The 19,569-nt window shown below is 70.7% G+C and carries 19 protein-coding genes; all 19 read left to right on the top strand.

Annotation, left to right across the window (positions count from 1 at the left end):
- Positions 1-419: 419 nt before the first annotated feature.
- The 19 genes from rho to ACFVU9_RS35055 all read left to right on the top strand — a co-directional run bounded on the left by rho (position 420) and on the right by ACFVU9_RS35055 (position 19,480).
- Positions 420-2,516: a transcription termination factor Rho gene (gene rho / locus ACFVU9_RS35145; RefSeq protein WP_387600581.1), complete on the top strand. Its 2,097-nt coding sequence runs from the start codon at positions 420-422 to the stop codon at positions 2,514-2,516.
- Positions 2,517-2,679: 163 nt separating this feature from the next.
- Positions 2,680-3,768 carry an LCP family protein gene (locus ACFVU9_RS35140; RefSeq protein ID WP_380440100.1) on the top strand — a complete coding sequence of 363 codons (1,089 nt, stop codon included), beginning with the start codon at positions 2,680-2,682 and terminating at the stop codon, positions 3,766-3,768.
- Between the two features lie 137 nt (positions 3,769-3,905).
- A complete protein-coding gene (gene rpmE / locus ACFVU9_RS35135; protein WP_030235761.1) occupies positions 3,906-4,127 on the top strand; it encodes a 50S ribosomal protein L31 in 222 nt (73 codons plus the stop codon).
- A 112-nt stretch (positions 4,128-4,239) separates the two neighbouring features.
- Complete coding sequence (gene prfA / locus ACFVU9_RS35130; RefSeq protein ID WP_380500579.1) at positions 4,240-5,316, top strand: peptide chain release factor 1; 1,077 nt, start codon at positions 4,240-4,242, stop codon at positions 5,314-5,316.
- Positions 5,317-5,377: 61 nt separating this feature from the next.
- Positions 5,378-6,244, top strand: a complete 867-nt coding sequence (prmC, locus tag ACFVU9_RS35125) for a peptide chain release factor N(5)-glutamine methyltransferase (protein ID WP_380440104.1) — start codon at positions 5,378-5,380, stop codon at positions 6,242-6,244.
- A gap of 145 nt (positions 6,245-6,389) precedes the next feature.
- The gene (locus ACFVU9_RS35120) at positions 6,390-7,037 is read left to right on the top strand and encodes an L-threonylcarbamoyladenylate synthase (protein ID WP_380440106.1); all 648 of its coding nucleotides are present in this window, start codon (positions 6,390-6,392) and stop codon (positions 7,035-7,037) included.
- A 32-nt stretch (positions 7,038-7,069) separates the two neighbouring features.
- Positions 7,070-7,711 carry a protein-tyrosine-phosphatase gene (locus ACFVU9_RS35115; RefSeq protein WP_359971718.1) on the top strand — a complete coding sequence of 214 codons (642 nt, stop codon included), beginning with the start codon at positions 7,070-7,072 and terminating at the stop codon, positions 7,709-7,711.
- A gap of 126 nt (positions 7,712-7,837) precedes the next feature.
- Positions 7,838-9,118, top strand: a complete 1,281-nt coding sequence (glyA, locus tag ACFVU9_RS35110) for a serine hydroxymethyltransferase (RefSeq protein ID WP_380440108.1) — start codon at positions 7,838-7,840, stop codon at positions 9,116-9,118.
- A 170-nt stretch (positions 9,119-9,288) separates the two neighbouring features.
- Positions 9,289-10,569, top strand: coding sequence for an MraY family glycosyltransferase (locus tag ACFVU9_RS35105; protein WP_380440110.1), 1,281 nt, complete (start codon positions 9,289-9,291; stop codon positions 10,567-10,569).
- A 300-nt stretch (positions 10,570-10,869) separates the two neighbouring features.
- Positions 10,870-11,313, top strand: coding sequence for a hypothetical protein (locus tag ACFVU9_RS35100; RefSeq protein WP_380440112.1), 444 nt, complete (start codon positions 10,870-10,872; stop codon positions 11,311-11,313).
- Between the two features lie 285 nt (positions 11,314-11,598).
- Positions 11,599-12,405 carry a F0F1 ATP synthase subunit A gene (gene atpB / locus ACFVU9_RS35095; RefSeq protein WP_380440114.1) on the top strand — a complete coding sequence of 269 codons (807 nt, stop codon included), beginning with the start codon at positions 11,599-11,601 and terminating at the stop codon, positions 12,403-12,405.
- Positions 12,406-12,499: 94 nt separating this feature from the next.
- Complete coding sequence (gene atpE / locus ACFVU9_RS35090; protein WP_350879602.1) at positions 12,500-12,736, top strand: ATP synthase F0 subunit C; 237 nt, start codon at positions 12,500-12,502, stop codon at positions 12,734-12,736.
- A gap of 34 nt (positions 12,737-12,770) precedes the next feature.
- Positions 12,771-13,328: a F0F1 ATP synthase subunit B gene (locus ACFVU9_RS35085; protein ID WP_380440116.1), complete on the top strand. Its 558-nt coding sequence runs from the start codon at positions 12,771-12,773 to the stop codon at positions 13,326-13,328.
- The gene (locus tag ACFVU9_RS35080) at positions 13,325-14,140 is read left to right on the top strand and encodes a F0F1 ATP synthase subunit delta (protein ID WP_387600572.1); all 816 of its coding nucleotides are present in this window, start codon (positions 13,325-13,327) and stop codon (positions 14,138-14,140) included. Before ACFVU9_RS35085 ends, ACFVU9_RS35080 begins: the two co-directional genes overlap by 4 nt.
- A 156-nt stretch (positions 14,141-14,296) precedes the next feature.
- Positions 14,297-15,871, top strand: a complete 1,575-nt coding sequence (atpA, locus tag ACFVU9_RS35075) for a F0F1 ATP synthase subunit alpha (protein WP_380440121.1) — start codon at positions 14,297-14,299, stop codon at positions 15,869-15,871.
- 32 nt (positions 15,872-15,903) lie between these two features.
- Positions 15,904-16,815 carry a F0F1 ATP synthase subunit gamma gene (locus ACFVU9_RS35070; RefSeq protein WP_380440123.1) on the top strand — a complete coding sequence of 304 codons (912 nt, stop codon included), beginning with the start codon at positions 15,904-15,906 and terminating at the stop codon, positions 16,813-16,815.
- Between the two features lie 2 nt (positions 16,816-16,817).
- Positions 16,818-18,263: a F0F1 ATP synthase subunit beta gene (atpD, locus tag ACFVU9_RS35065; protein ID WP_380440125.1), complete on the top strand. Its 1,446-nt coding sequence runs from the start codon at positions 16,818-16,820 to the stop codon at positions 18,261-18,263.
- A 184-nt stretch (positions 18,264-18,447) separates the two neighbouring features.
- Positions 18,448-18,831 carry a F0F1 ATP synthase subunit epsilon gene (locus ACFVU9_RS35060; RefSeq protein WP_329927969.1) on the top strand — a complete coding sequence of 128 codons (384 nt, stop codon included), beginning with the start codon at positions 18,448-18,450 and terminating at the stop codon, positions 18,829-18,831.
- A gap of 148 nt (positions 18,832-18,979) precedes the next feature.
- Positions 18,980-19,480: a DUF2550 domain-containing protein gene (locus tag ACFVU9_RS35055; protein WP_218201846.1), complete on the top strand. Its 501-nt coding sequence runs from the start codon at positions 18,980-18,982 to the stop codon at positions 19,478-19,480.
- Positions 19,481-19,569: the final 89 nt, after the last annotated feature.

Raw genomic sequence — 19,569 nt, 5'->3', positions numbered from 1 at the left:
GCCGCGGAGTCCCGGCGATATTCGGGGCGACGATTCTCCGGGAGCCCACCGCAGCGCGTACGCAGCCTGCCTGCGCGACTTGCGGCCGCATCCCGAAGCCGTGACGGCACCTGACTCCCACCCGCGGCCTCCCACCTTGAGGCCAGGACGGGCGGAGCGCGGGCCACCGTCACGCGACGGGGGCCCGGGATTCGCAGGCAGCGTGGGGGTACGCCCTTCGGGGAGGTCGGCACACGGCCGGCCCACCGCGCCACTCGCACCACCGTGCTTCGTGCACCGCACCTCGCAGCTCTCCCTCGACGGGCTTCCGCCATTCGAGGGATCCCCGCCTCGGACCGACGCAGTCGAGCGTTGGTCAGGACAGCACAACCGGTCGCCGAGCCAGACAGGCCGACGTCCGCTCCAGGGAAGGACCCTTAGTGAGCGACACCACCGATCTGATGGGCGCGCGCCCGGACGCCGACGCGTCGGACGCCGCCGCCCCCGCTGCCCCGGCCCGGCGCCGCCGTTCGGCCGCCGCGGGCCTGGACGGGATGGTCCTGGCCGAGCTGCAGAAGCTCGCCGCGGACCTGGGCATCACCGGTACCGGACGCATGCGCAAGAGCCAGCTGATCGAGACCATCAAGGAGAAGAGCGGCGGCGACCCGCTGCTCGCCGCCGGTGGTGGCGCCCCGGCCGCCAAGCGCACCGCCGCCAAGACGGACGCCGAGGCCCCGGCCGAGAAGCCGGCCCGCCGCACCAAGGCCGCCGCGGCCGCCGCCGCCCCGGCCGACGAGCCGCAGGCCCAGATCGAGATCCCGGTCCAGGCCGCCGCCGAGACCGCCGCGCCCGCCCGCGCCGAGCGCACCCGCCGCCGCGCCACCTCGGCCGCCGGCGCCCCGGTCGCCGAGACCGCCGCCGCCGAGCCGGCCGCCGTCGTCGTGGCCGAGCCGAAGCAGACCGAGGCCCGCCCGGCCGAGACCCGCGCCTTCGAGGGCCGCGAGGAGGGCCGCACCGAGTCCCGCCGCGACCGCCGCGAGCGCCGCGACCGCCGCGACACCGGCGAGCGCACCGACCGCCAGGAGGGCGGCGAGGTCCAGGCCGGCCAGGACGGCGAGAGCCGCGAGTCGCGCCGCGACCGCCGCAACCGCCGTGAGCGCGCCGACCGCCAGGGCCAGCAGGGCGGCGGCCAGCAGCAGGGCGCCCAGGGCGACGGCCAGGCCCGCCAGGGCGGCCAGCAGCAGACCCTGCAGCAGCCGCAGGCGCAGCAGGGCGGCTACGACGACGACGAGTTCGGCGACGGCCGTCGCGGCCGTCGCGGCCGCTACCGCGACCGCCGTGGCCGCGGCAGCCGCCGCGAGGGCTTCGAGACCGGCGCCCCCGAGCCGCAGATCGGCGAGGACGACGTCCTGATCCCGGTCGCGGGCATCCTGGACATCCTCGACAACTACGCGTTCGTGCGCACCTCCGGCTACCTGCCGGGCCAGAACGACGTCTACGTCTCGCTGGCGCAGGTCCGCAAGAACGGCCTGCGCAAGGGCGACGCCATCACCGGCGCCGTGCGCCAGCCGCGCGAGGGCGAGCGCCGCGAGAAGTTCAACGCCATGGTGCGCCTGGACTCCGTCAACGGCATGGACCCGGAGAGCGGCCGCGGCCGTCCCGAGTTCAACAAGCTCACCCCGCTGTACCCGCAGGAGCGGCTGCGCCTGGAGACCGACCCGGGCGTGCTGACCACCCGGATCATCGACCTCGTGTCGCCGATCGGCAAGGGCCAGCGCGGTCTGATCGTCGCGCCGCCGAAGACCGGCAAGACGATGGTGCTGCAGGCGGTCGCCAACGCGATCACCCACAACAACCCCGAGTGCCACCTGATGGTCGTCCTGGTCGACGAGCGTCCGGAAGAGGTCACCGACATGCAGCGGTCGGTGAAGGGCGAGGTCATCTCCTCGACCTTCGACCGCCCGGCGGAGGACCACACCACCGTCGCCGAGCTCGCGATCGAGCGCGCCAAGCGACTGGTGGAGCTCGGCCACGACGTGGTGATCCTGCTGGACTCGATCACCCGCCTCGGCCGCGCCTACAACCTGGCGGCGCCGGCCTCCGGCCGCATCCTGTCCGGTGGTGTCGACTCGACCGCGCTGTACCCGCCGAAGAAGTTCTTCGGTGCCGCGCGCAACATCGAGAACGGCGGCTCGCTGACCATCCTGGCCACCGCGCTGGTCGAGACCGGCTCGCGCATGGACGAGGTGATCTTCGAGGAGTTCAAGGGCACCGGCAACATGGAGCTCAAGCTCGACCGCAAGCTCTCGGACAAGCGCATCTTCCCGGCCGTCGACGTGGACGCCTCCAGCACCCGCAAGGAGGAGATCCTGCTCGGCAGCGAGGAGTTGGCCATCGTCTGGAAGCTGCGCCGGGTGCTGCACGCGCTCGACTCGCAGCAGGCGATCGAGCTCCTGCTGGACAAGATGAAGCAGACCAAGAGCAACGCCGAGTTCCTGATGCAGATCGCCAAGACGACCCCCGGGTCCGGCGACTGACCGCAGTCGCACGGCTCGGCCGTCACGGAACCCCGGATCGCGCGAGCGGTCCGGGGTTCCGGCGTTCCCGGGCCCGGCTCCGGCCCAGGATCCGGGCCGGTTGTTCCAGAGTCGGTACATCTCGACCACATTGGTGACTCTTGTCCGATTTACCCTGGAGCGTATGGCCGAGCACAAGAGCGTCCCGAGCAACCGCCGCAGAGTCCTGCGGGTGGTCGCCTGCGCGTCCGCCGCGATCGCCGTCCTCGGCGCCGGGGCCGCCGCGTGGGCCTACTTCACGCTCGACGGCAACATCAAGAGCGTCGACATCAACGCCCGGCTGGGCGACGCCCGGCCGCCGGCCGCCACCGACGGCTCGTTCAACATCCTCGTGCTGGGCTCCGACTCGCGGGCCGGCGCGAACGGCGGCCTGGCGGGCGGGGACACCGGTGACACCGCGCGCTCCGACACCGCGATGGTCGTGCACGTCAGCCAGGACCACTCGCGCGCCGAGGTCGTCTCGATCCCGCGCGACACCCTCGTCGACCGCCCCGACTGCACCGACGCGAGCGGCAAGCCCGTGCCGGCCCTCAAGCGCGCCATGTACAACAGCGCCTTCGAGGCCGGCGGCGCCGCCTGCGCGGTCAAGACCACCGAGCAGCTGACCGGGCTGCGGATGGACCACTACGTGCAGGTCGACTTCGCCGGGTTCGCCCGGGTCGTGGACGCGATAGGCGGGGCCACCGTGACCACCACGGTGGCCATCCACGACAAGGACAGCGGGCTCGACCTCCCGGCCGGCGAGCACCACCTCGACGGCCGGCAGGCGCTCGCCTTCGTCCGCACCCGGCACGGCGTCGGCGACGGCAGCGACCTCGGCCGGATCGAGCTGCAGAAGCAGATGGTGAAGTCGCTGCTCCGGCAGACCGGCGGGGCGGGCCTGCTCACCGACCCGGTCAAGCTGTGGTCGATCGGCGACACCGTCACGAAGAGCATCACCACCGACTCGGCGCTCGGGTCGGTGAACGCGCTGGTGGGCCTCGCCCAGGAGCTCAAGGGCATCGGCCCGGACCAGCTGAGCATGGTGACCCTGCCGGTGGTCGCCGCCCCCAGCGACCCCAACCGGGTGGTCGAGCAGCAGCCCCAGGCGAACCAGGTCTGGGCGGCGCTCAAGGCCGACCAGCCGATCCCGCAGGCGGTCGTCGCGGCCCAGCCCGAGAACCCCGCCCAGGCGGCTCCGACGGCCTCCCCGGCGGCCGCGGCGCGGCGCTGAGGGCGTCCGGAATAACCCGGGACACGACCCGGTTTGGGAAGATGCGGCCCGTCCTGGCAGACTGGACCGTCGGTCCCGGTTCACGTGCGGCATTCCAGCCGCCGACCCGGTGCCCTCCCGATACCTAGGAGAACCCCTTGAAGTCCAACGTTCACCCCGAGTACGTGGTCACCCGTGTGACCTGCACCTGCGGCGCCGAGTTCACGACCCGCTCGACCGAGACCAGCGGCGAGATCCGCGCCGAGGTCTGCTCGCAGTGCCACCCGTTCTACACCGGCAAGCAGAAGATCCTCGACACCGGTGGCCGCGTGGCCCGCTTCGAGGCCCGCTTCGGCAAGCAGCACAGCGCGAAGGCCTAGCGCTCCCTCGGCGCCGGTTCCCGGTGCCCCCGTACTCGTTCCGGGGGCGCTGGGGACCGGCGCCGTTCGCGTCCCACCACCCCATCCGATCCCCGGGAAGAAGGCCACCCCCATGTTCGAGGCAGTCGAAGAGCTCCTCGTCGAGCACGCCGACCTCGAGAAGAGGCTGGCCGACCCGTCCGTCCACGCCGACCAGGCCAACGCCCGCAAGCTGGCCAAGCGGTACGCCGAGCTGACCCCGATCACCCGGGTCTACCGGGAGTGGCGGCAGGCCGGCGAGGACATCGAGGCGGCGCGTGAACTCGCCGCCGAGGACCCGGAGTTCATCGCCGAGGTGAAGGACTCCGAGGCGCGCCGCGAGGAGCTCACGGAGGAGCTGCGGCTGCTGCTCGTCCCGCGCGACCCGAGCGACGACAAGGACGTCATCCTGGAGATCAAGGCGGGCGAGGGCGGCGAGGAGTCCGCGCTGTTCGCCGGCGACCTGCTCCGGATGTACCTGCGCTTCGCCGAGCGGACCGGCTGGAAGACCGAGATCATCGACTCCAACGAGTCGGACCTCGGCGGCTACAAGGACGTCTCGGTCGCGGTCAAGACCAAGGGCAACGCCGAGCCCGGCCAGGGCGTCTGGGCCCGGCTGAAGTACGAGGGCGGCGTGCACCGCGTGCAGCGCGTGCCGGCCACCGAGTCGCAGGGCCGCATCCACACCTCCGCGGCGGGCGTGCTGGTCACCCCCGAGGCGGAGGAGGTCGAGGTCGAGATCTTCGCCAACGACCTGCGGATCGACGTCTACCGCTCGTCCGGCCCCGGCGGCCAGTCGGTCAACACCACCGACTCCGCGGTCCGGATCACCCACCTGCCGACCGGTATCGTGGCGTCCTGCCAGAACGAGAAGAGCCAGCTGCAGAACAAGGAGCAGGCGATGCGCATCCTGCGTTCGCGCCTGCTCGCCGCCGCGCAGGAGGAGGCCGAGCGGGAGGCCTCGGACGCGCGCCGCAGCCAGGTCCGCACGGTGGACCGCTCCGAGCGGATCCGCACGTACAACTACCCCGAGAACCGCATCTCGGACCACCGCACGGGCTTCAAGTCGTACAACCTGGACCAGGTCCTGGACGGCGAGCTGACCGCGGTGATCCAGTCCTGCGTCGACGCGGACGCGGCGGCCAAGCTCGCCGCGGCCCAACAGAACTGAGACCGGCGCGCCAGCGCCGGACAACCCCGCAGCCGGAGCGCAGAAACAAGAGGTCGTACGGATGAACCTGCTGCTCGCCGAGGTGGCTCAGGCCACCCAGCGGTTGGCCGCGGCCGGCGTGCCCTCGCCGCGCTTCGACGCGGAGGAACTCGCCGCCTACGTCCACAACGTCAAGCGCAGCCAGCTGCACACGGTGAAGGACGCCGACTTCGACGCCCGCTACTGGGAGGCCGTCTCCCGCCGCGAGGCGCGCGAGCCGCTCCAGCACATCACCGGGCGGGCGTTCTTCCGCTACCTGGAGCTGGAGGTCGGCCCCGGGGTGTTCGTGCCCCGGCCGGAGACCGAGAGCGTCGTCGAGTGGGCCATAGACGCCGTCCGCGACATGGACGTCGCCGAGCCGCTGGTCGTCGACCTGTGCTCCGGCTCGGGCGCCATCGCGCTCGCGCTCGCCCAGGAGCTGCCGCGCTCGACCGTGCACGCCTTCGAGCTCGACGAGGGCGCGCTGGAGTACACCCGGCGCAACATCGACGCCAGCCCGGACCGGGCCCGCATCACCCTGCACGCCGGCGACGCCACCAAGGCCTTCGCCGACGACCGCTCCTGGGACGGCCGCTTCGACCTGGTCATCTCCAACCCGCCGTACATCCCGCTCACCGAGTGGGAGTACGTCGCCCCCGAGGCCCGCGACCACGACCCGCAGATGTCGCTGTTCTCGGGCGAGGACGGCCTGGACACCATCCGCGGCATCGAGCGGGTGGCCGCCCGGCTGCTGCGCCCGGGCGGCGCGGTGGTGATCGAGCACGCCGACCAGCAGGGCGGCCAGGTGCCGTGGATCTTCAACGAGGAACGCGGCTGGACGGACACCGCCGACCACCGCGACCTGAACAACCGGCCGCGCTTCACAACCGCCCGAAGGGTGTCGTTGTGAACGATCGAGCACAGTACGACCGCCCGAAGGGTGTCGTTGTGAATCGGCGAGCACAGCACGACAGCCCGAAGGGCGTCGTCGTGACCCGCCGCGCGCAGGGCCGCGCCGTGAACGTCATGAGCCACTCCGGAAGGGGACCGCACCGATGAGCCGCCGCTACGACTGTGCCGATGCCGGGGACCGCACCACCGGTCTGCGGGAGGCCGCCTCCGCGATCCGCCGCGGCGAACTCGTCGTGCTGCCCACCGACACCCTGTACGGCGTCGGCGCCGACGCGTTCTCACCGGAGGCCGTGGCCGCCCTGCTGGCCGCCAAGGGCCGGGGCCGCAACATGCCCTCGCCCGTCCTGGTCGGCTCCCCGACCACCCTGCACGGCCTGGTCACCGACTTCTCCGAGCAGGCCTGGGAGCTCGTCGACGCCTTCTGGCCCGGTGGCCTCACCCTGGTCGCCAAGCACCAGCCCTCGCTGCGCTGGGACCTCGGCGAGACCCGCGGCACCGTCGCCGTCCGGATGCCGCTGCACCCGGTCGCCATCGAACTGCTGAACGCCACCGGACCGCTGGCCGTCTCCAGCGCCAACAAGACCGGCGGCCCGTCCCCGGCCACCTGCGACGAGGCGCAGGCGCAGCTCGGCGACGCCATCTCGGTCTACCTGGACGGCGGCCAGGCCGACCACGCGACCGCCTCGTCCATCGTCGACGTCACGGGCAAGGTCCCGGTCCTGCTGCGGGCGGGCGCGATCAGCGTCGAGCAGCTGAGGGAGGTCGTTCCCGACCTGGAGGCCGGAAGTTGACACCCACCGCCTCGCTCCACGCCGGTCCGGGCATAGCGCCGTACCTGAGCGTGGGACCCAGGCCGCTGGACCACTTCCGGATCCTGTACGTCTGCACCGGCAACATCTGCCGTTCGCCGATCGCCGAGCGGCTGACCCGGCGTGAGCTCGACACCCGGCTCAGCCCCCGAGTGGCCGGGCGGATCCTGGTGGAGAGCGCCGGCACCTGGGGCCACGTGGGCGCGCCGATGGAGGACCACGCCGCGACCGTGCTCGACGAGTACGGCGCCGACAGCGGCGGCTTCACCGGCCGGGAGCTGCTGGACGAGCACGTGGTCGAGGCCGACCTGGTGCTCACCGCGACCCTGGACCACCGCGCCCAGGTCATCTCGATGGGCCACGAGGCGGGGCTGCGGACCTTCACGCTGAAGGAGTTCACCCGGCTGGTGCGGACGATAGACCCGGGCACCCTGCCGGACCCGCGCCGCGGCGCGGACGTCACCGAGCGTGCCCGCGCGCTGGTCCGGGCCGCCGCCGCGCTGCGCGGCTGGCTGCTGGCCGCCACTCCGGAGTCCGACGAGGTGGACGACCCGTACGGGGCGCCGATCGGCATGTTCCGCAACTGCGGCGAGGAGATATTCCACGCGGTCGACCCGGTGGTCACCGCGCTCACCGGAGTGCCCGCGCACCCCTGAGCGCCCGCGTCCCGCAGGGCCCCGCGCGCGCCCGCCCGGGTGCACCCGGCCCGCGTCGGCGAGCCGCCCGGGGGGCCCGGTCCTACGCTGGAGGGACCGACCCCCGTAGCGCCCGGGAGCACCGCCATGACCGTCACCGACGCCGTGTCCGGCACCACCACGACGACGGGGCGCCCCTGGGCGTCCGAGGCGCTGCACCGGGCCGATCCCCAGCTGGCCGACCTGCTGGCCGCGGAGGCCGAGCGGCGGGCCGAGACGGTCCAGCTGCTGGCGGGGGAGAACCTGACCTCACCGGCCGTCCTGGCGGCCCTGGGCGGCCCGCTGATCGACAAGTACGCCGAGGGGTACCCCGGACGCCGCCACCACACCGGCTGCGCCCTCGCGGACGCCGCGGAGCTCCTGGCGATCGACCGGGCGCGCGAGCTGTTCGCCGCGCCCCACGCCAACGTCCAGCCCCGCTCGGCGACTTCGGCGATGCTGGCGGCGTACGCGGCGCTGCTGCGGCCCGGCGACGGCGTCCTGGCGATGTCGCTGGAGCACGGCGGGCACCTCAGCTGCGGCTCGCGGGCGAACTTCTCCGGCCGGTGGTTCACCTTCACCGGCTACGGCGTGCGCGAGGACGACGGGCTGATCGACCTCGACCAGGTGCGCGAACTCGCCCGCCGGGTGCGGCCGAAGGCCATCGTGGCGGGCTCGATCTCCCACCCCAGGCACCCGGACTGGGCCGGGTTCCGGGAGATCGCCGACGAGGTGGACGCGTACCTCATCGCCTCCGCCGCGCAGACCACCGGCCTGATCGCGGCCGGTGCGGCGCCCTCCCCGGTGCCGTACGCGGACGTCACGGTGGCGGCCACCCACAAGCTGCTGCGCGGCCCGCGCGGCGGCCTGCTGCTGTCCACCGCGGAGCTGGCCGAGCGGATCGACCGGGCGGTGTTCCCGTTCAGCCAGGGCGGCGCGGCGATGAACGAGGTGGCCGGCAAGGCCGTGGCGCTCGCGGAGGCCGCGACGCCCGCCTACCGGGAGTACGCGCGGCGGGCGGTCGCCGGGGCGCGCGTACTCGCCGAGGGGCTCGCGCAGGCCGGTATGCGCCCGTTGACCGGTGGGACCGACACCCACCTCGTGACGGCCGACGTGCGCCCGCTCGGCGTCACCGGGGCCGAGGCGGAGCGGCGCTGCGCGGCGGCCGGGCTGCTGCTCGGCAAGAGCGCCCTGCCGTACGACCCCGCGCCGCCCTCCGAGGCCTCCGGGATCCGGCTCGGCACCGGCACGGTGACCACGCAGGGGATGGGGGAGCGGGAGCTCGCGGAGATCGCCGGGCTGATCGGCCGACTGCTGGCCGGGGACGAGGTCGCGGCGGTCGGCGCGCGGGTGCGGGAACTGGCCCTGTCCTTCGCGGACCGCGGGTGAACGAGCGCGGCGGCGTATCCGGTTCTCCTACCCGGTAGGGCGAACCGCGATGCGCGTCCCCGGCGTCCGACTCAATAAGGTGTGTGCCGTGGCGACGCACCTCGAACCCCGGACAGGCGCGGGAGTACCTTGGGTACCTTCCCGCAGGACAGTGACGCAGGAGGCCAGTGGTGCGTGAGTATCTGCTGGTCCTGTTCACCACCGCGGCCGTCACCTACCTGCTGACCGGCCCGGTCCGGAAGTTCGCGATCGCGGCCGGCGCCATGCCGCCGGTCCGGGCCCGGGACGTGCACCGCGAGCCCACCCCGCGGCTCGGCGGCATCGCGATGTTCGGCGGACTGTGCGCGGGCATCCTGGTCGCCTCCCAACTCGACAACCTGAGCAAGGTGTTCACCCAGGGCACCGACATCCGCGCGCTGCTCTCCGGCGCCGGGATCATGTGGCTGCTCGGCGTGCTCGACGACAAGTGGGGCGTGGACGCGCTGGTCAAGCTCGGCGGCCAGATGATCGCCGCCGGTGTGATGGTCTGGCAGGGGGTCACGGTGATCACCCTGCCGGTGCCCGGTGTCGGCGCGGTCGCCGTCAGTCCCACCCAGGGCATGGTCATCTCGGTGACGCTGGTCGTCGTCATGGTCAACGCGGTGAACTTCATCGACGGCCTGGACGGCCTGGCCGGCGGCATGGTCTGCATCGCCGCGATGGCGTTCTTCCTGTACTCCTACCGGCTCTGGTACGGCTACGCGATCACCGACGCCGCCCCCGCCGTGCTGTTCAGCGTGCTGCTGATCGGCATGTGCCTGGGCTTCCTGGCGCACAACATGCACCCCGCGCGGATCTTCATGGGCGACTCCGGCTCGATGATGCTGGGCCTGATGCTGGCCGTCGCCGCGATCTCGATCACCGGCCGGGTCGACCCGGACCTGATCAACAACGAGACCGGGTCGCAGACCGCCACCGTCCACGCCCTCGTGCCGATCTACATCCCGCTGCTGCTGCCGCTGACCGTCATCGCGCTGCCGCTGGCCGACCTGCTGCTCGCCGTCGTCCGCCGCACCTGGGCGGGCCAGTCGCCGTTCGCCGCGGACAAGCGCCACCTGCACCACCGGCTGCTCCAGGTCGGGCACTCGCACAGCCGGGCCGTGCTGATCATGTACTTCTGGGCGGCGCTGATCGCCTTCGGCACGGTGGCCTTCTCGGTCACCAACACCGGCCGCACGGTGGTGCTGACGCTCGCCGGGCTCTGCCTGGTCGGCCTGGTCGTGCTGCTGACGCCGCGGTTCCGGCCGCGCGCCCCGCGCGCGGTGCAGGCCTTCGTGCCGCCGCGCTACCGCCGGCAGCCCTCCGGTCCGATGGCTGAACTGTCGGCCAAGGACAAGCAACTTCTGGGTGAAGCCGGCGAGGGCTCCTCGGCGTCCTCCGAACCCCACGGTCGGACCACCGGGCGGCGCTAGCAAGGAATTTGACGCTCCGCCAGATGGGTTCACCCGATCGGCGGCACTCTTGCTCCGCCAGTGTGACAGGAGCCACACATTCATGGTAAAGCTCTCATCAAATAGTTTGTGATACCGTTCACGAGTACCGAGAACACGCCGAAAGACCTGACAGGTGGAGGACTTCCGTCCCTGGTCGGTCTCCCTCGACGGGCCCGCCGCTCCAGCGGGCGGCCCGGCGGCGGCCCCTCGGTCCGGTGCCACCCCACCGAGTGTTCTGCCCCGTCCCCGTAACACCGACATGCCGCCGGAGCTGCCGACATGCCGTCCAACGACGCCCGGATCCTCCGAGGCGCCGCGATTCCCACTGCGGTCGCCGGGATCATCGCCATGGCGATCTCGTTCCCCGTCGCCGGTGGGAAGGCTCTGCTCGGCGCCCTCTTCGGCGCGCTGCTCGTGATGGCCTTCTTCAGCTTCGGCCAGGTCGCGCTCGACCGGCTGACCAGGTCGAACCCGCACATCATGATGGCCGCCGCGCTGCTCGTGTACACCACGCAGATCCTGCTGGTCGGCATCGTGCTCGCGGTCTTCAAGAACACCGAGCTCTTCAACCGGCAGGCGTTCGCCTTCACCCTGCTGGGCTGCGCCCTCGTCTGGACGGGCTTCCAGGTGCGCGGCGCACTCAAGGCCAAGACCTTCTACGTCGTCCCCGACGCCTCCGAAAAGAAGGACGACAAGTCCTCCGGCTCGGGACGTCAACAGTGACGAGGCCCGACTGTCCCCCCAACGAGGGGGGCGGTGTTTATGCGCCACTGACGGGCTGCTATCGTCCGTCGCAACAACGGAGTACGGGAAGAGGCCAGGTCTGTCCGGACATTGGACGGATCGCCCCCCGGATCCGCGCAGTCTTCGATGATCCCGCAGTGGTGCAGCGCACCGCCGCGCAGGATCCGCGAGAAACCCATCAAGTTCCAGTGCCGCTCCGTGGCCGCAGGCCGCGCCGACACACCGAGGTTGCCGTAACCATGCGTCACGACGAAGGAGTCCGTGGTGAGTGCTGAACTCCCCCTCGCCAGCAGTTGCCACTTCGGGGACGCTGGCTGTGGCTTCCCGGCGCCGGGTCTGAACGAGTTCTCGTTCAAGCCGATCTTCACGATCGGCGGCGTCGACTTCAACAAGCCGATGCTGCTGTCGATGATCGTCGCCGTGCTGGTGGTCGTCTTCTTCTGGGCCGCCTTCGCCAAGCCGCGCCTCGTCCCGGGCAAGCTGCAGCTGGTCGGTGAGATCGGCTACGACTTCGTCAAGCGCTCCATCGTGCTGGAGACGATCGGCAAGAAGGGCGAGAAGTACGTCCCGATGCTCGTCTCGATGTTCTTCTTCATCTGGCTGATGAACATCATGTCGATCATCCCCTTCGCGCAGTTCCCCGTCTCGGCGGCGATCGCGTTCCCGGCCGGCCTCGCGGCGGTCGTGTGGATCACCTACATGACGCTGACCTTCAAGAAGCACGGCTTCGTCGGCGGTCTGAAGAACCTCTGCTGGCCGTCGGGCATCCCCGGCTGGGTCATGTTCATCCTGGTGCCGATCGAGTTCTTCTCGAACATCTTCGTGCGCCCCTTCACGCTCGCGGTCCGAGCCTTCGCGAACATGTTCGCCGGCCACCTGCTGATCGTGATGTTCTCCATCGCCTCCTGGTACCTGCTCAGCCCGACCCTGGGCGCGCTGTACGGCTCGGCCTCCTTCATCGTGGCCGTCGCGCTGACCGCCTTCGAGCTGCTGGTCCAGTTCCTGCAGGCCTACATCTTCGTGATGCTGGCCAGCAGCTACATCGCCGGTGCCCTGGAAGAGGCGCACTGAGCCCCGGGGCTCCGGCCCCGCCCCGAACCACACCTCCCGGATCGCCCGGTGGCCAATCACCACCGGATCACCACCCCTGCAAAGGACAACGTCAATGAGCATCCTCGCTGAGGGCAACGTCTACGGTTCCGTCGCCTCCATCGGCTACGGCCTCGCCGCGATCGGCCCCGGCATCGGCGTCGGTCTGATCTTCGGCAACGGTGTCCAGGCCATGGCCCGTCAGCCCGAGGCTGCCGGTCTCATCCGTTCCAACATGTTCATCGGCTTCGCGCTGACCGAGGCGCTCGCCCTCATCGGCATCGTCATGCCGTTCGTCTTCGGCAACAAGTAATCCGCCGTAGACCCTTTCTGAGGAAGGTCCAGATATGAGCCCCGTGCTTTCGCTCGCGGCCGAGGAGAAGATGAACCCTCTCCTCCCCGCGTGGCCCGAGGTGATCATCGGCCTGCTCTGCTTCTTCATCGTCTTCGGTCTGCTCGGCAAGAAGCTCCTCCCCAGCATCGAGAAGGTGCTGTCGGAGCGCCGGGACGCCATCGAGGGCGGCATGGAGCGCGCCGAGGCCGCTCAGGCCGAGGCCCAGGCCCTGCTTGAGCAGTACCGCGCCGAGCTCGCCGAGGCGCGTCACGAGGCTGCCCGCATCGTCGAGCAGGCTCGCGAGCAGGGCGCTGCCCAGCTCGCCGAGATGCGCGAGGAGGGCCAGCGTCAGCGCGAGGCCATCGTCGCCGCCGGTCACGCGCAGATCGAGGCCGACAAGAAGCAGGCGACTGCCGCCCTGCGCCAGGACGTGGGTTCGCTGGCCTCCCAGCTGGCCTCCCGCATCGTGGGTGAGTCCCTCGAGGACCACGCCCGGCAGAGCGGCGTCATCGACCGCTTCCTGGACGAGCTGGAGGCCAAGGCCGCCGTTGCTCAGGGTGCGGCCAAGTGATCGGCGCAAGCCGTGAGGCCCTCGCCGCCGGGCGGCAGAACCTGGAGAGCCTGACCGACTCCACCTCGGTGGACGCGGTCAAGCTCGCCGAGGAGCTCACCGCCGTCACGGTCCTGCTGGACCGTGAGGTGTCGCTGCGCCGCGTCCTGACCGACCCGTCCCGGTCGGGCCAGGACAAGGCCCAGCTGGTCTCCTCGCTGCTGACCGGTCAGGTCTCCGGCGAGACCGCCGACCTGGTGGCCGGCCTGGTCCGCTCGCGCTGGTCCGGTTCGCGCGACCTGGTCGACGCGACCGAGCAGCTCGCCGCGTACGCCGAGGTCATCGCCGCCGACAAGGCGGGCGCGCTGGACGACGTCGAGGACGAGCTGTTCCGCTTCGGCCGCGTCGTGGCCGGCTCGCACGAGCTGCGCGCCGCGCTGACCGAGCCGAAGGCCGGCACCGCCGCCAAGGCGGAGCTGATCAAGAAGCTGCTCGGCGGCCGCGCCAACGCGGGCACCGTCCGGCTGGTCACCGCCCTCGTGAACGCGCCGCGTGGCCGTAGCCTGGAGCAGGGCCTGGAGTCCTACTCGAAGCTCGCCGCCGCGCGTCGCGGCCGGGTGGTGGCCCTGGTCACCACCGCGGTGCCGCTGTCGGACGCACAGAAGGAGCGCCTGTCCGGTGCTCTGGGCCGGATGTACGGCCGCCAGGTCCACCTGAACATCGACGTCGACCCGGAGGTCGTCGGCGGGGTCCGGGTGCAGATCGGCGCCGAGATCATCGAGGGCACCGTGTCGAGCCGCCTCGAAGGCGCTCGCCAGTCGCTCGAAGGCTGAGTACCGAAGCAGCACATCCGACCCTCGGTCGGGAAACCGGCTCCCAACGGAGCCGGCACATCGTACGGCCGGTTCGGCAGACCCGGCCGAGAGTCGAATACTTGCGGCCCTCAATGGCGGGCCGAGGATCGCAAACTAGGAGAGCAGGGAAGCCTGATGGCGGAGCTTACGATCCGTCCGGAGGAGATCCGGGACGCGCTGGCCGACTTTGTCCAGTCGTACCAGCCGGACGCCGCTTCTGTGGAAGAGGTCGGCACGGTCACTGACGCGGCGGACGGCATCGCCCATGTCGAGGGTCTCCCCTCGGTCATGGCGAACGAGCTGCTGAAGTTCGAGGACGGCACGCTCGGCCTCGCGCTGAACCTCGACACCCGCGAGATCGGTGTCGTCATCCTCGGCGAGTTCGGCGGCATCGAAGAGGGCCAGACCGTGCGCCGCACGGGCGAGGTCCTGTCGGTCCCGGTCGGCGACGGCTACCTCGGCCGCGTCGTGGACCCGCTGGGCAACCCGATCGACGGCCTGGGCGAGATCGCCGCCACCGGCCGCCGCGCCCTGGAGCTGCAGGCCCCCGGCGTCATGGTCCGCAAGTCGGTCCACGAGCCGATGCAGACCGGTATCAAGGCCATCGACGCGATGACCCCGATCGGCCGCGGCCAGCGTCAGCTGATCATCGGCGACCGCCAGACCGGCAAGACCGCCGTGGCGATCGACACGATCATCAACCAGCGTGACAACTGGCGCTCGGGCGACCCGAAGAAGCAGGTCCGCTGCATCTACGTCGCCGTGGGCCAGAAGGGCTCCACCATCGCGTCCGTCCGCGGCGCCCTGGAGGAGGCCGGCGCGCTGGAGTACACCACGATCGTGGCCGCTCCCGCCTCCGACCCGGCCGGCTTCAAGTACCTCGCCCCGTACACCGGTTCGGCCATCGGCCAGGAGTGGATGTACGACGGCAAGCACGTCCTCATCATCTTCGACGACCTGTCGAAGCAGGCCGAGGCCTACCGCTCCGTCTCCCTGCTGCTGCGCCGCCCGCCGGGCCGCGAGGCCTACCCGGGTGACGTCTTCTACCTGCACTCCCGCCTGCTGGAGCGCTGCGCGAAGCTCTCCGACGAGCTGGGCGCGGGCTCGATGACCGGTCTGCCGATCATCGAGACCAAGGCCAACGACGTCTCGGCGTACATCCCGACCAACGTCATCTCCATCACCGACGGCCAGTGCTTCCTGGAGTCCGACCTGTTCAACGCCGGCATCCGCCCGGCCGTGAACGTCGGCATCTCGGTCTCCCGCGTCGGTGGCTCGGCCCAGATCAAGGCGATGAAGTCGGTCGCCGGCCGTCTGCGCCTGGACCTCGCCCAGTACCGCGAGCTGGAGGCCTTCGCCGGCTTCGGCTCCGACCTGGACGCGGCCTCCAAGGCCCAGCTGGAGCGCGGTGCGCGCATGGTCGAGCTGCTGAAGCAGGGCCAGTACCAGCCGTTCCCGGTCGAGGAGCAGGTCGTCTCCATCTGGGCCGGCACCACCGGCAAGCTGGACGACGTCCCGGTCGCGGACATCCGCCGCTTCGAGCGCGAGTTCCTGGACCACCTGCGCCTGCAGCACAAGGACCTGCTGGCCGGCATCGTCGAGACCAGCAAGCTGGAGGACGGCACCATCGACGCTCTCACCAGCGCGATCGCCGCCTTCAAGCAGGGCTTCACCACCGCCGACGGCAAGCTCCTCGGCGAGCAGGCCTGAGTCCGGTAGCGAGGGAAAGGACGTAACGACCCATGGGAGCACAGCTTCGGGTCTACAAGCGCCGGATCCGCTCTGTCACCGCGACGAAGAAGATCACCAAGGCGATGGAGATGATCTCCGCGGCGCGCATCGGCAAGGCGCAGCGCGCGGTGGCCGCCTCCACCCCGTACGCCGATGAGCTCACCCGGGCGGTGACGGCGGTGGCCACCCGGTCCAACGCCAAGCACCCGCTCACCACCGAGAACCCGAACGCCACCCGCGCCGCCGTCCTGCTGATCACGGCGGACCGCGGCCTGGCCGGCGGTTACTCGTCCAACGCCATCAAGGCCTCGATGGTGCTCTCCGAGCGCCTGCGCGGCGAGGGCAAGGACGTCGTGACCTACATCGTGGGCCGCAAGGGTCTGTCCTACTACACCTTCCGCAACCTCGCGGTGGGCCAGTCGTGGACGGGCTTCTCGGACAAGCCGGGCTACGGCGACGCGAAGGTCGTGGCGGCCGAGCTGATCGAGGCCTTCACGGCCGAGACCGGCGGCGTGGACGAGATCCACATCGTCTCCACCGAGTTCGTGTCGATGCTGACGCAGAACGCGGTCGAGGCGCGGCTGCTGCCGCTGAAGCTGGACGAGGTCCAGCAGGGCGAGCAGCCGGCCAAGGCGGAGATCTTCCCGCTGTACGACTTCGAGCCGTCGGCCGAGGGCGTCCTCGACGCCCTGCTGCCGCGGTACGTCGAGAGCCGGATCTACAGCGCGCTGCTTCAGTCCGCCGCCTCCGAGCACGCCGCACGTCGGCGCGCGATGAAGAGCGCGACGGACAACGCCGGCGAGCTCATCAAGTCGCTCACGCGGCTTGCCAACTCGGCCCGTCAGGCCGAGATCACCCAGGAAATCAGCGAGATCGTCGGTGGCGCCAACGCCCTCGCCGACGCTAGCCGCGGGAGCGAATGAGTATGACCACCACTGTTGAGCCGACCACGGCGACGGGCCGCGTCGCGCGGGTCATCGGCCCGGTCGTCGACGTGGAGTTCCCCGTCGACGCCATTCCGAACATGTTCAACGCCCTGCACGTCGAGGTGGACAACCCCGACGGCTCGGGCAAGAAGATCCTCACCCTCGAGGTCGCCCAGCACCTCGGCGACGGCCTGGTCCGCGGCATCTCGATGCAGCCGACCGACGGCCTGGTCCGTGGCGCGCAGGTCACCGACACCGGTGCCGCCATCTCCGTGCCGGTCGGCCAGATCACCAAGGGCAAGGTCTTCAACGCCCTCGGTGAGGTGCTGAACGTCGACAAGGCCGAGTTCGAGTCGCAGGTCGAGGTCCGGTGGCCCATCCACCGCAAGGCCCCGAACTTCTCCGAGCTCGAGTCGAAGACCGAGATGTTCGAGACCGGCATCAAGGTCATCGACCTCCTCACCCCGTACGTCCAGGGTGGCAAGATCGGTCTGTTCGGTGGTGCCGGTGTCGGCAAGACCGTTCTGATCCAGGAGATGATCTACCGCGTCGCCGAGAACTTCGGTGGTGTGTCGGTGTTCGCCGGCGTCGGCGAGCGCACCCGTGAGGGCAACGACCTCATCCACGAGATGGTCGACTCGGGCGTTCTGGACAAGACCGCGCTGGTCTTCGGCCAGATGGACGAGCCGCCGGGCACCCGTCTGCGCGTCGCGCTCTCCGCGCTGACCATGGCGGAGTACTTCCGTGACGTCGAGAAGCAGGACGTGCTCCTCTTCATCGACAACATCTTCCGGTTCACCCAGGCCGGTTCCGAGGTGTCGACCCTGCTCGGCCGCATGCCCTCCGCGGTGGGCTACCAGCCGAACCTGGCCGACGAGATGGGCCTCCTGCAGGAGCGCATCACCTCGACCCGCGGTCACTCGATCACCTCGATGCAGGCGATCTACGTCCCCGCGGACGACCTGACCGACCCGGCCCCGGCCACCACCTTCGCCCACCTGGACGCGACGACCGTTCTGTCGCGCCCGATCTCGGAGAAGGGCATCTACCCGGCCGTCGACCCGCTGGACTCCACGTCCCGCATCCTCGACCCGCGGTACATCGCGCAGAACCACTACGAGACGGCCATCCGTGTCAAGGGGATCCTGCAGAAGTACAAGGACCTGCAGGACATCATCGCCATCCTCGGTATGGACGAGCTGTCCGAGGAAGACAAGATCACGGTGCACCGCGCCCGTCGCATCGAGCGCTTCCTCTCGCAGAACACCTACGTGGCCAAGCAGTTCACCGGCGTCGACGGCTCGACCGTTCCGCTGTCGGAGACCATCGAGGCGTTCAACGCGATCGCGGACGGCAAGTACGACACCGTCCCGGAGCAGGCCTTCTTCATGTGCGGTGGCATCGAGGACCTCGAGAAGAACGCCGCCGAGCTGGCGAAGAAGTAATCGCGGCCGGTAGCAGCCGAGTGACCGTGAGGGGTGGGCCCCAACCCTGGGACCCACCCCTCGCGTCGCATCGGCTGTGATTCCGGTCAAATCCGTGCCGCCGGTTTCATGCCGGAGGCGCGGGGCCGTTATTCTTACCGAAACTCCCGAGTAATCGGGGGTTGCATGAGCCTAGGAGCCCACGTTGGCTGAGCTGCACGTCGAGCTGGTCGCAGCCGACCGCAAGGTGTGGTCCGGTGCGGCCACCATCGTCGTCGCCCGTACGGCCTCCGGTGACACCGGCATCATGCCGGGTCACACCCCGGTGCTGAGCGTGCTGGAGACCGGCCCGGTCACCATCCGCACGGTGGACGGCGGCACCGTCGTCGCCGCGGTGCACGGCGGCTTCATCTCCTTCGCCGACAACAAGCTGTCTCTGCTCGCGGAGATCGCCGAGCTGGCGGACGAGATCGACGTCGCTCGCGCCGAGCGCGCGCTGGAGCAGGCCAAGTCCGACCTGGACGCGCACGCCGAGCGTCGCGCCGAGGTCCGCCTGTTCGCGGCGCGCGGCCTCAAGGCGCACGTCTGAGTACGCCTGACCCCGCCTCGGCGGGGTCGACCGACGGTCCCGGGGACGCGCGAGCGTGACCCCGGGACTGTCGTCTCAGTTGGTAGGTCAACGCGGTCGCCTTGTACGACCGATACGGGGAACGCGGGTAGCGAGGAGGTAGGTGAGCATGGTCCTCGCCCTCGTGGTGTGTGCGGCGGTCGTGGCACTCGGTGTGATCGGCCTGGTCGCGTTCGCGGTACGGCGCCGCCTCATCCAGCGGGTGGGCGGCACGTTCGACTGCAGCTACCGGCTCAAAATGCCCGCCGACGCCTCGACGCAGCCCGACCTCGACGAGAACGGCAAACCCACCTCGGCCCCGGTCCCACAGACCGACGGCAAGGGGTGGGTTTTTGGTATCGGCCGGTACAGCGGCGACTCGATCGAGTGGTTCCGGGTCTTCTCGTACGCCCCGCGCCCGCGCAAGGTGCTCCCGCGCCGGGAGATCGAGGTGCTCGGCCGGCGCTACCCGGAGGGCCAGGAGGAGCTCGCCCTGCTCTCCGGCTCGGTGGTGCTGCGCTGCCTGCACAACGGCGCCCCGCTGGAGCTCGCGATGAGCGAGGACGCGCTCACCGGCTTCCTCGCCTGGCTGGAGGCGGCGCCGCCCGGACAGAGGGTCAACGTCGCCTAGAAGGCTGATGAAGATCTTGGTGTGATCGGGGCTGCCGCTGTCAGGCGGCAGCCCCGATCTGCCAGGTGGTGCCGTTGTGGGTGAGTCCG

The sequence above is a fragment of the Kitasatospora sp. NPDC057936 genome, assembly GCF_042887525.1.
Classification (GTDB): Bacteria; Actinomycetota; Actinomycetes; order Streptomycetales; family Streptomycetaceae; genus Kitasatospora.
This window is presented reverse-complemented; position numbering and strand designations above follow the sequence as displayed.

Coding starts and splice junctions, on each gene's coding strand:
- ACFVU9_RS35140 (WP_380440100.1), top strand. CDS start 2,680: ATGGCCGAGCACAAGAGCGTCCCGAGCAACCGCCGCAGAGTCCTGCGG.
- prfA (WP_380500579.1), top strand. CDS start 4,240: ATGTTCGAGGCAGTCGAAGAGCTCCTCGTCGAGCACGCCGACCTCGAG.
- prmC (WP_380440104.1), top strand. CDS start 5,378: ATGAACCTGCTGCTCGCCGAGGTGGCTCAGGCCACCCAGCGGTTGGCC.
- ACFVU9_RS35120 (WP_380440106.1), top strand. CDS start 6,390: ATGAGCCGCCGCTACGACTGTGCCGATGCCGGGGACCGCACCACCGGT.
- glyA (WP_380440108.1), top strand. CDS start 7,838: ATGACCGTCACCGACGCCGTGTCCGGCACCACCACGACGACGGGGCGC.
- ACFVU9_RS35100 (WP_380440112.1), top strand. CDS start 10,870: ATGCCGTCCAACGACGCCCGGATCCTCCGAGGCGCCGCGATTCCCACT.
- atpE (WP_350879602.1), top strand. CDS start 12,500: ATGAGCATCCTCGCTGAGGGCAACGTCTACGGTTCCGTCGCCTCCATC.
- ACFVU9_RS35085 (WP_380440116.1), top strand. CDS start 12,771: ATGAGCCCCGTGCTTTCGCTCGCGGCCGAGGAGAAGATGAACCCTCTC.
- atpA (WP_380440121.1), top strand. CDS start 14,297: ATGGCGGAGCTTACGATCCGTCCGGAGGAGATCCGGGACGCGCTGGCC.
- ACFVU9_RS35070 (WP_380440123.1), top strand. CDS start 15,904: ATGGGAGCACAGCTTCGGGTCTACAAGCGCCGGATCCGCTCTGTCACC.
- atpD (WP_380440125.1), top strand. CDS start 16,818: ATGACCACCACTGTTGAGCCGACCACGGCGACGGGCCGCGTCGCGCGG.
- ACFVU9_RS35055 (WP_218201846.1), top strand. CDS start 18,980: ATGGTCCTCGCCCTCGTGGTGTGTGCGGCGGTCGTGGCACTCGGTGTG.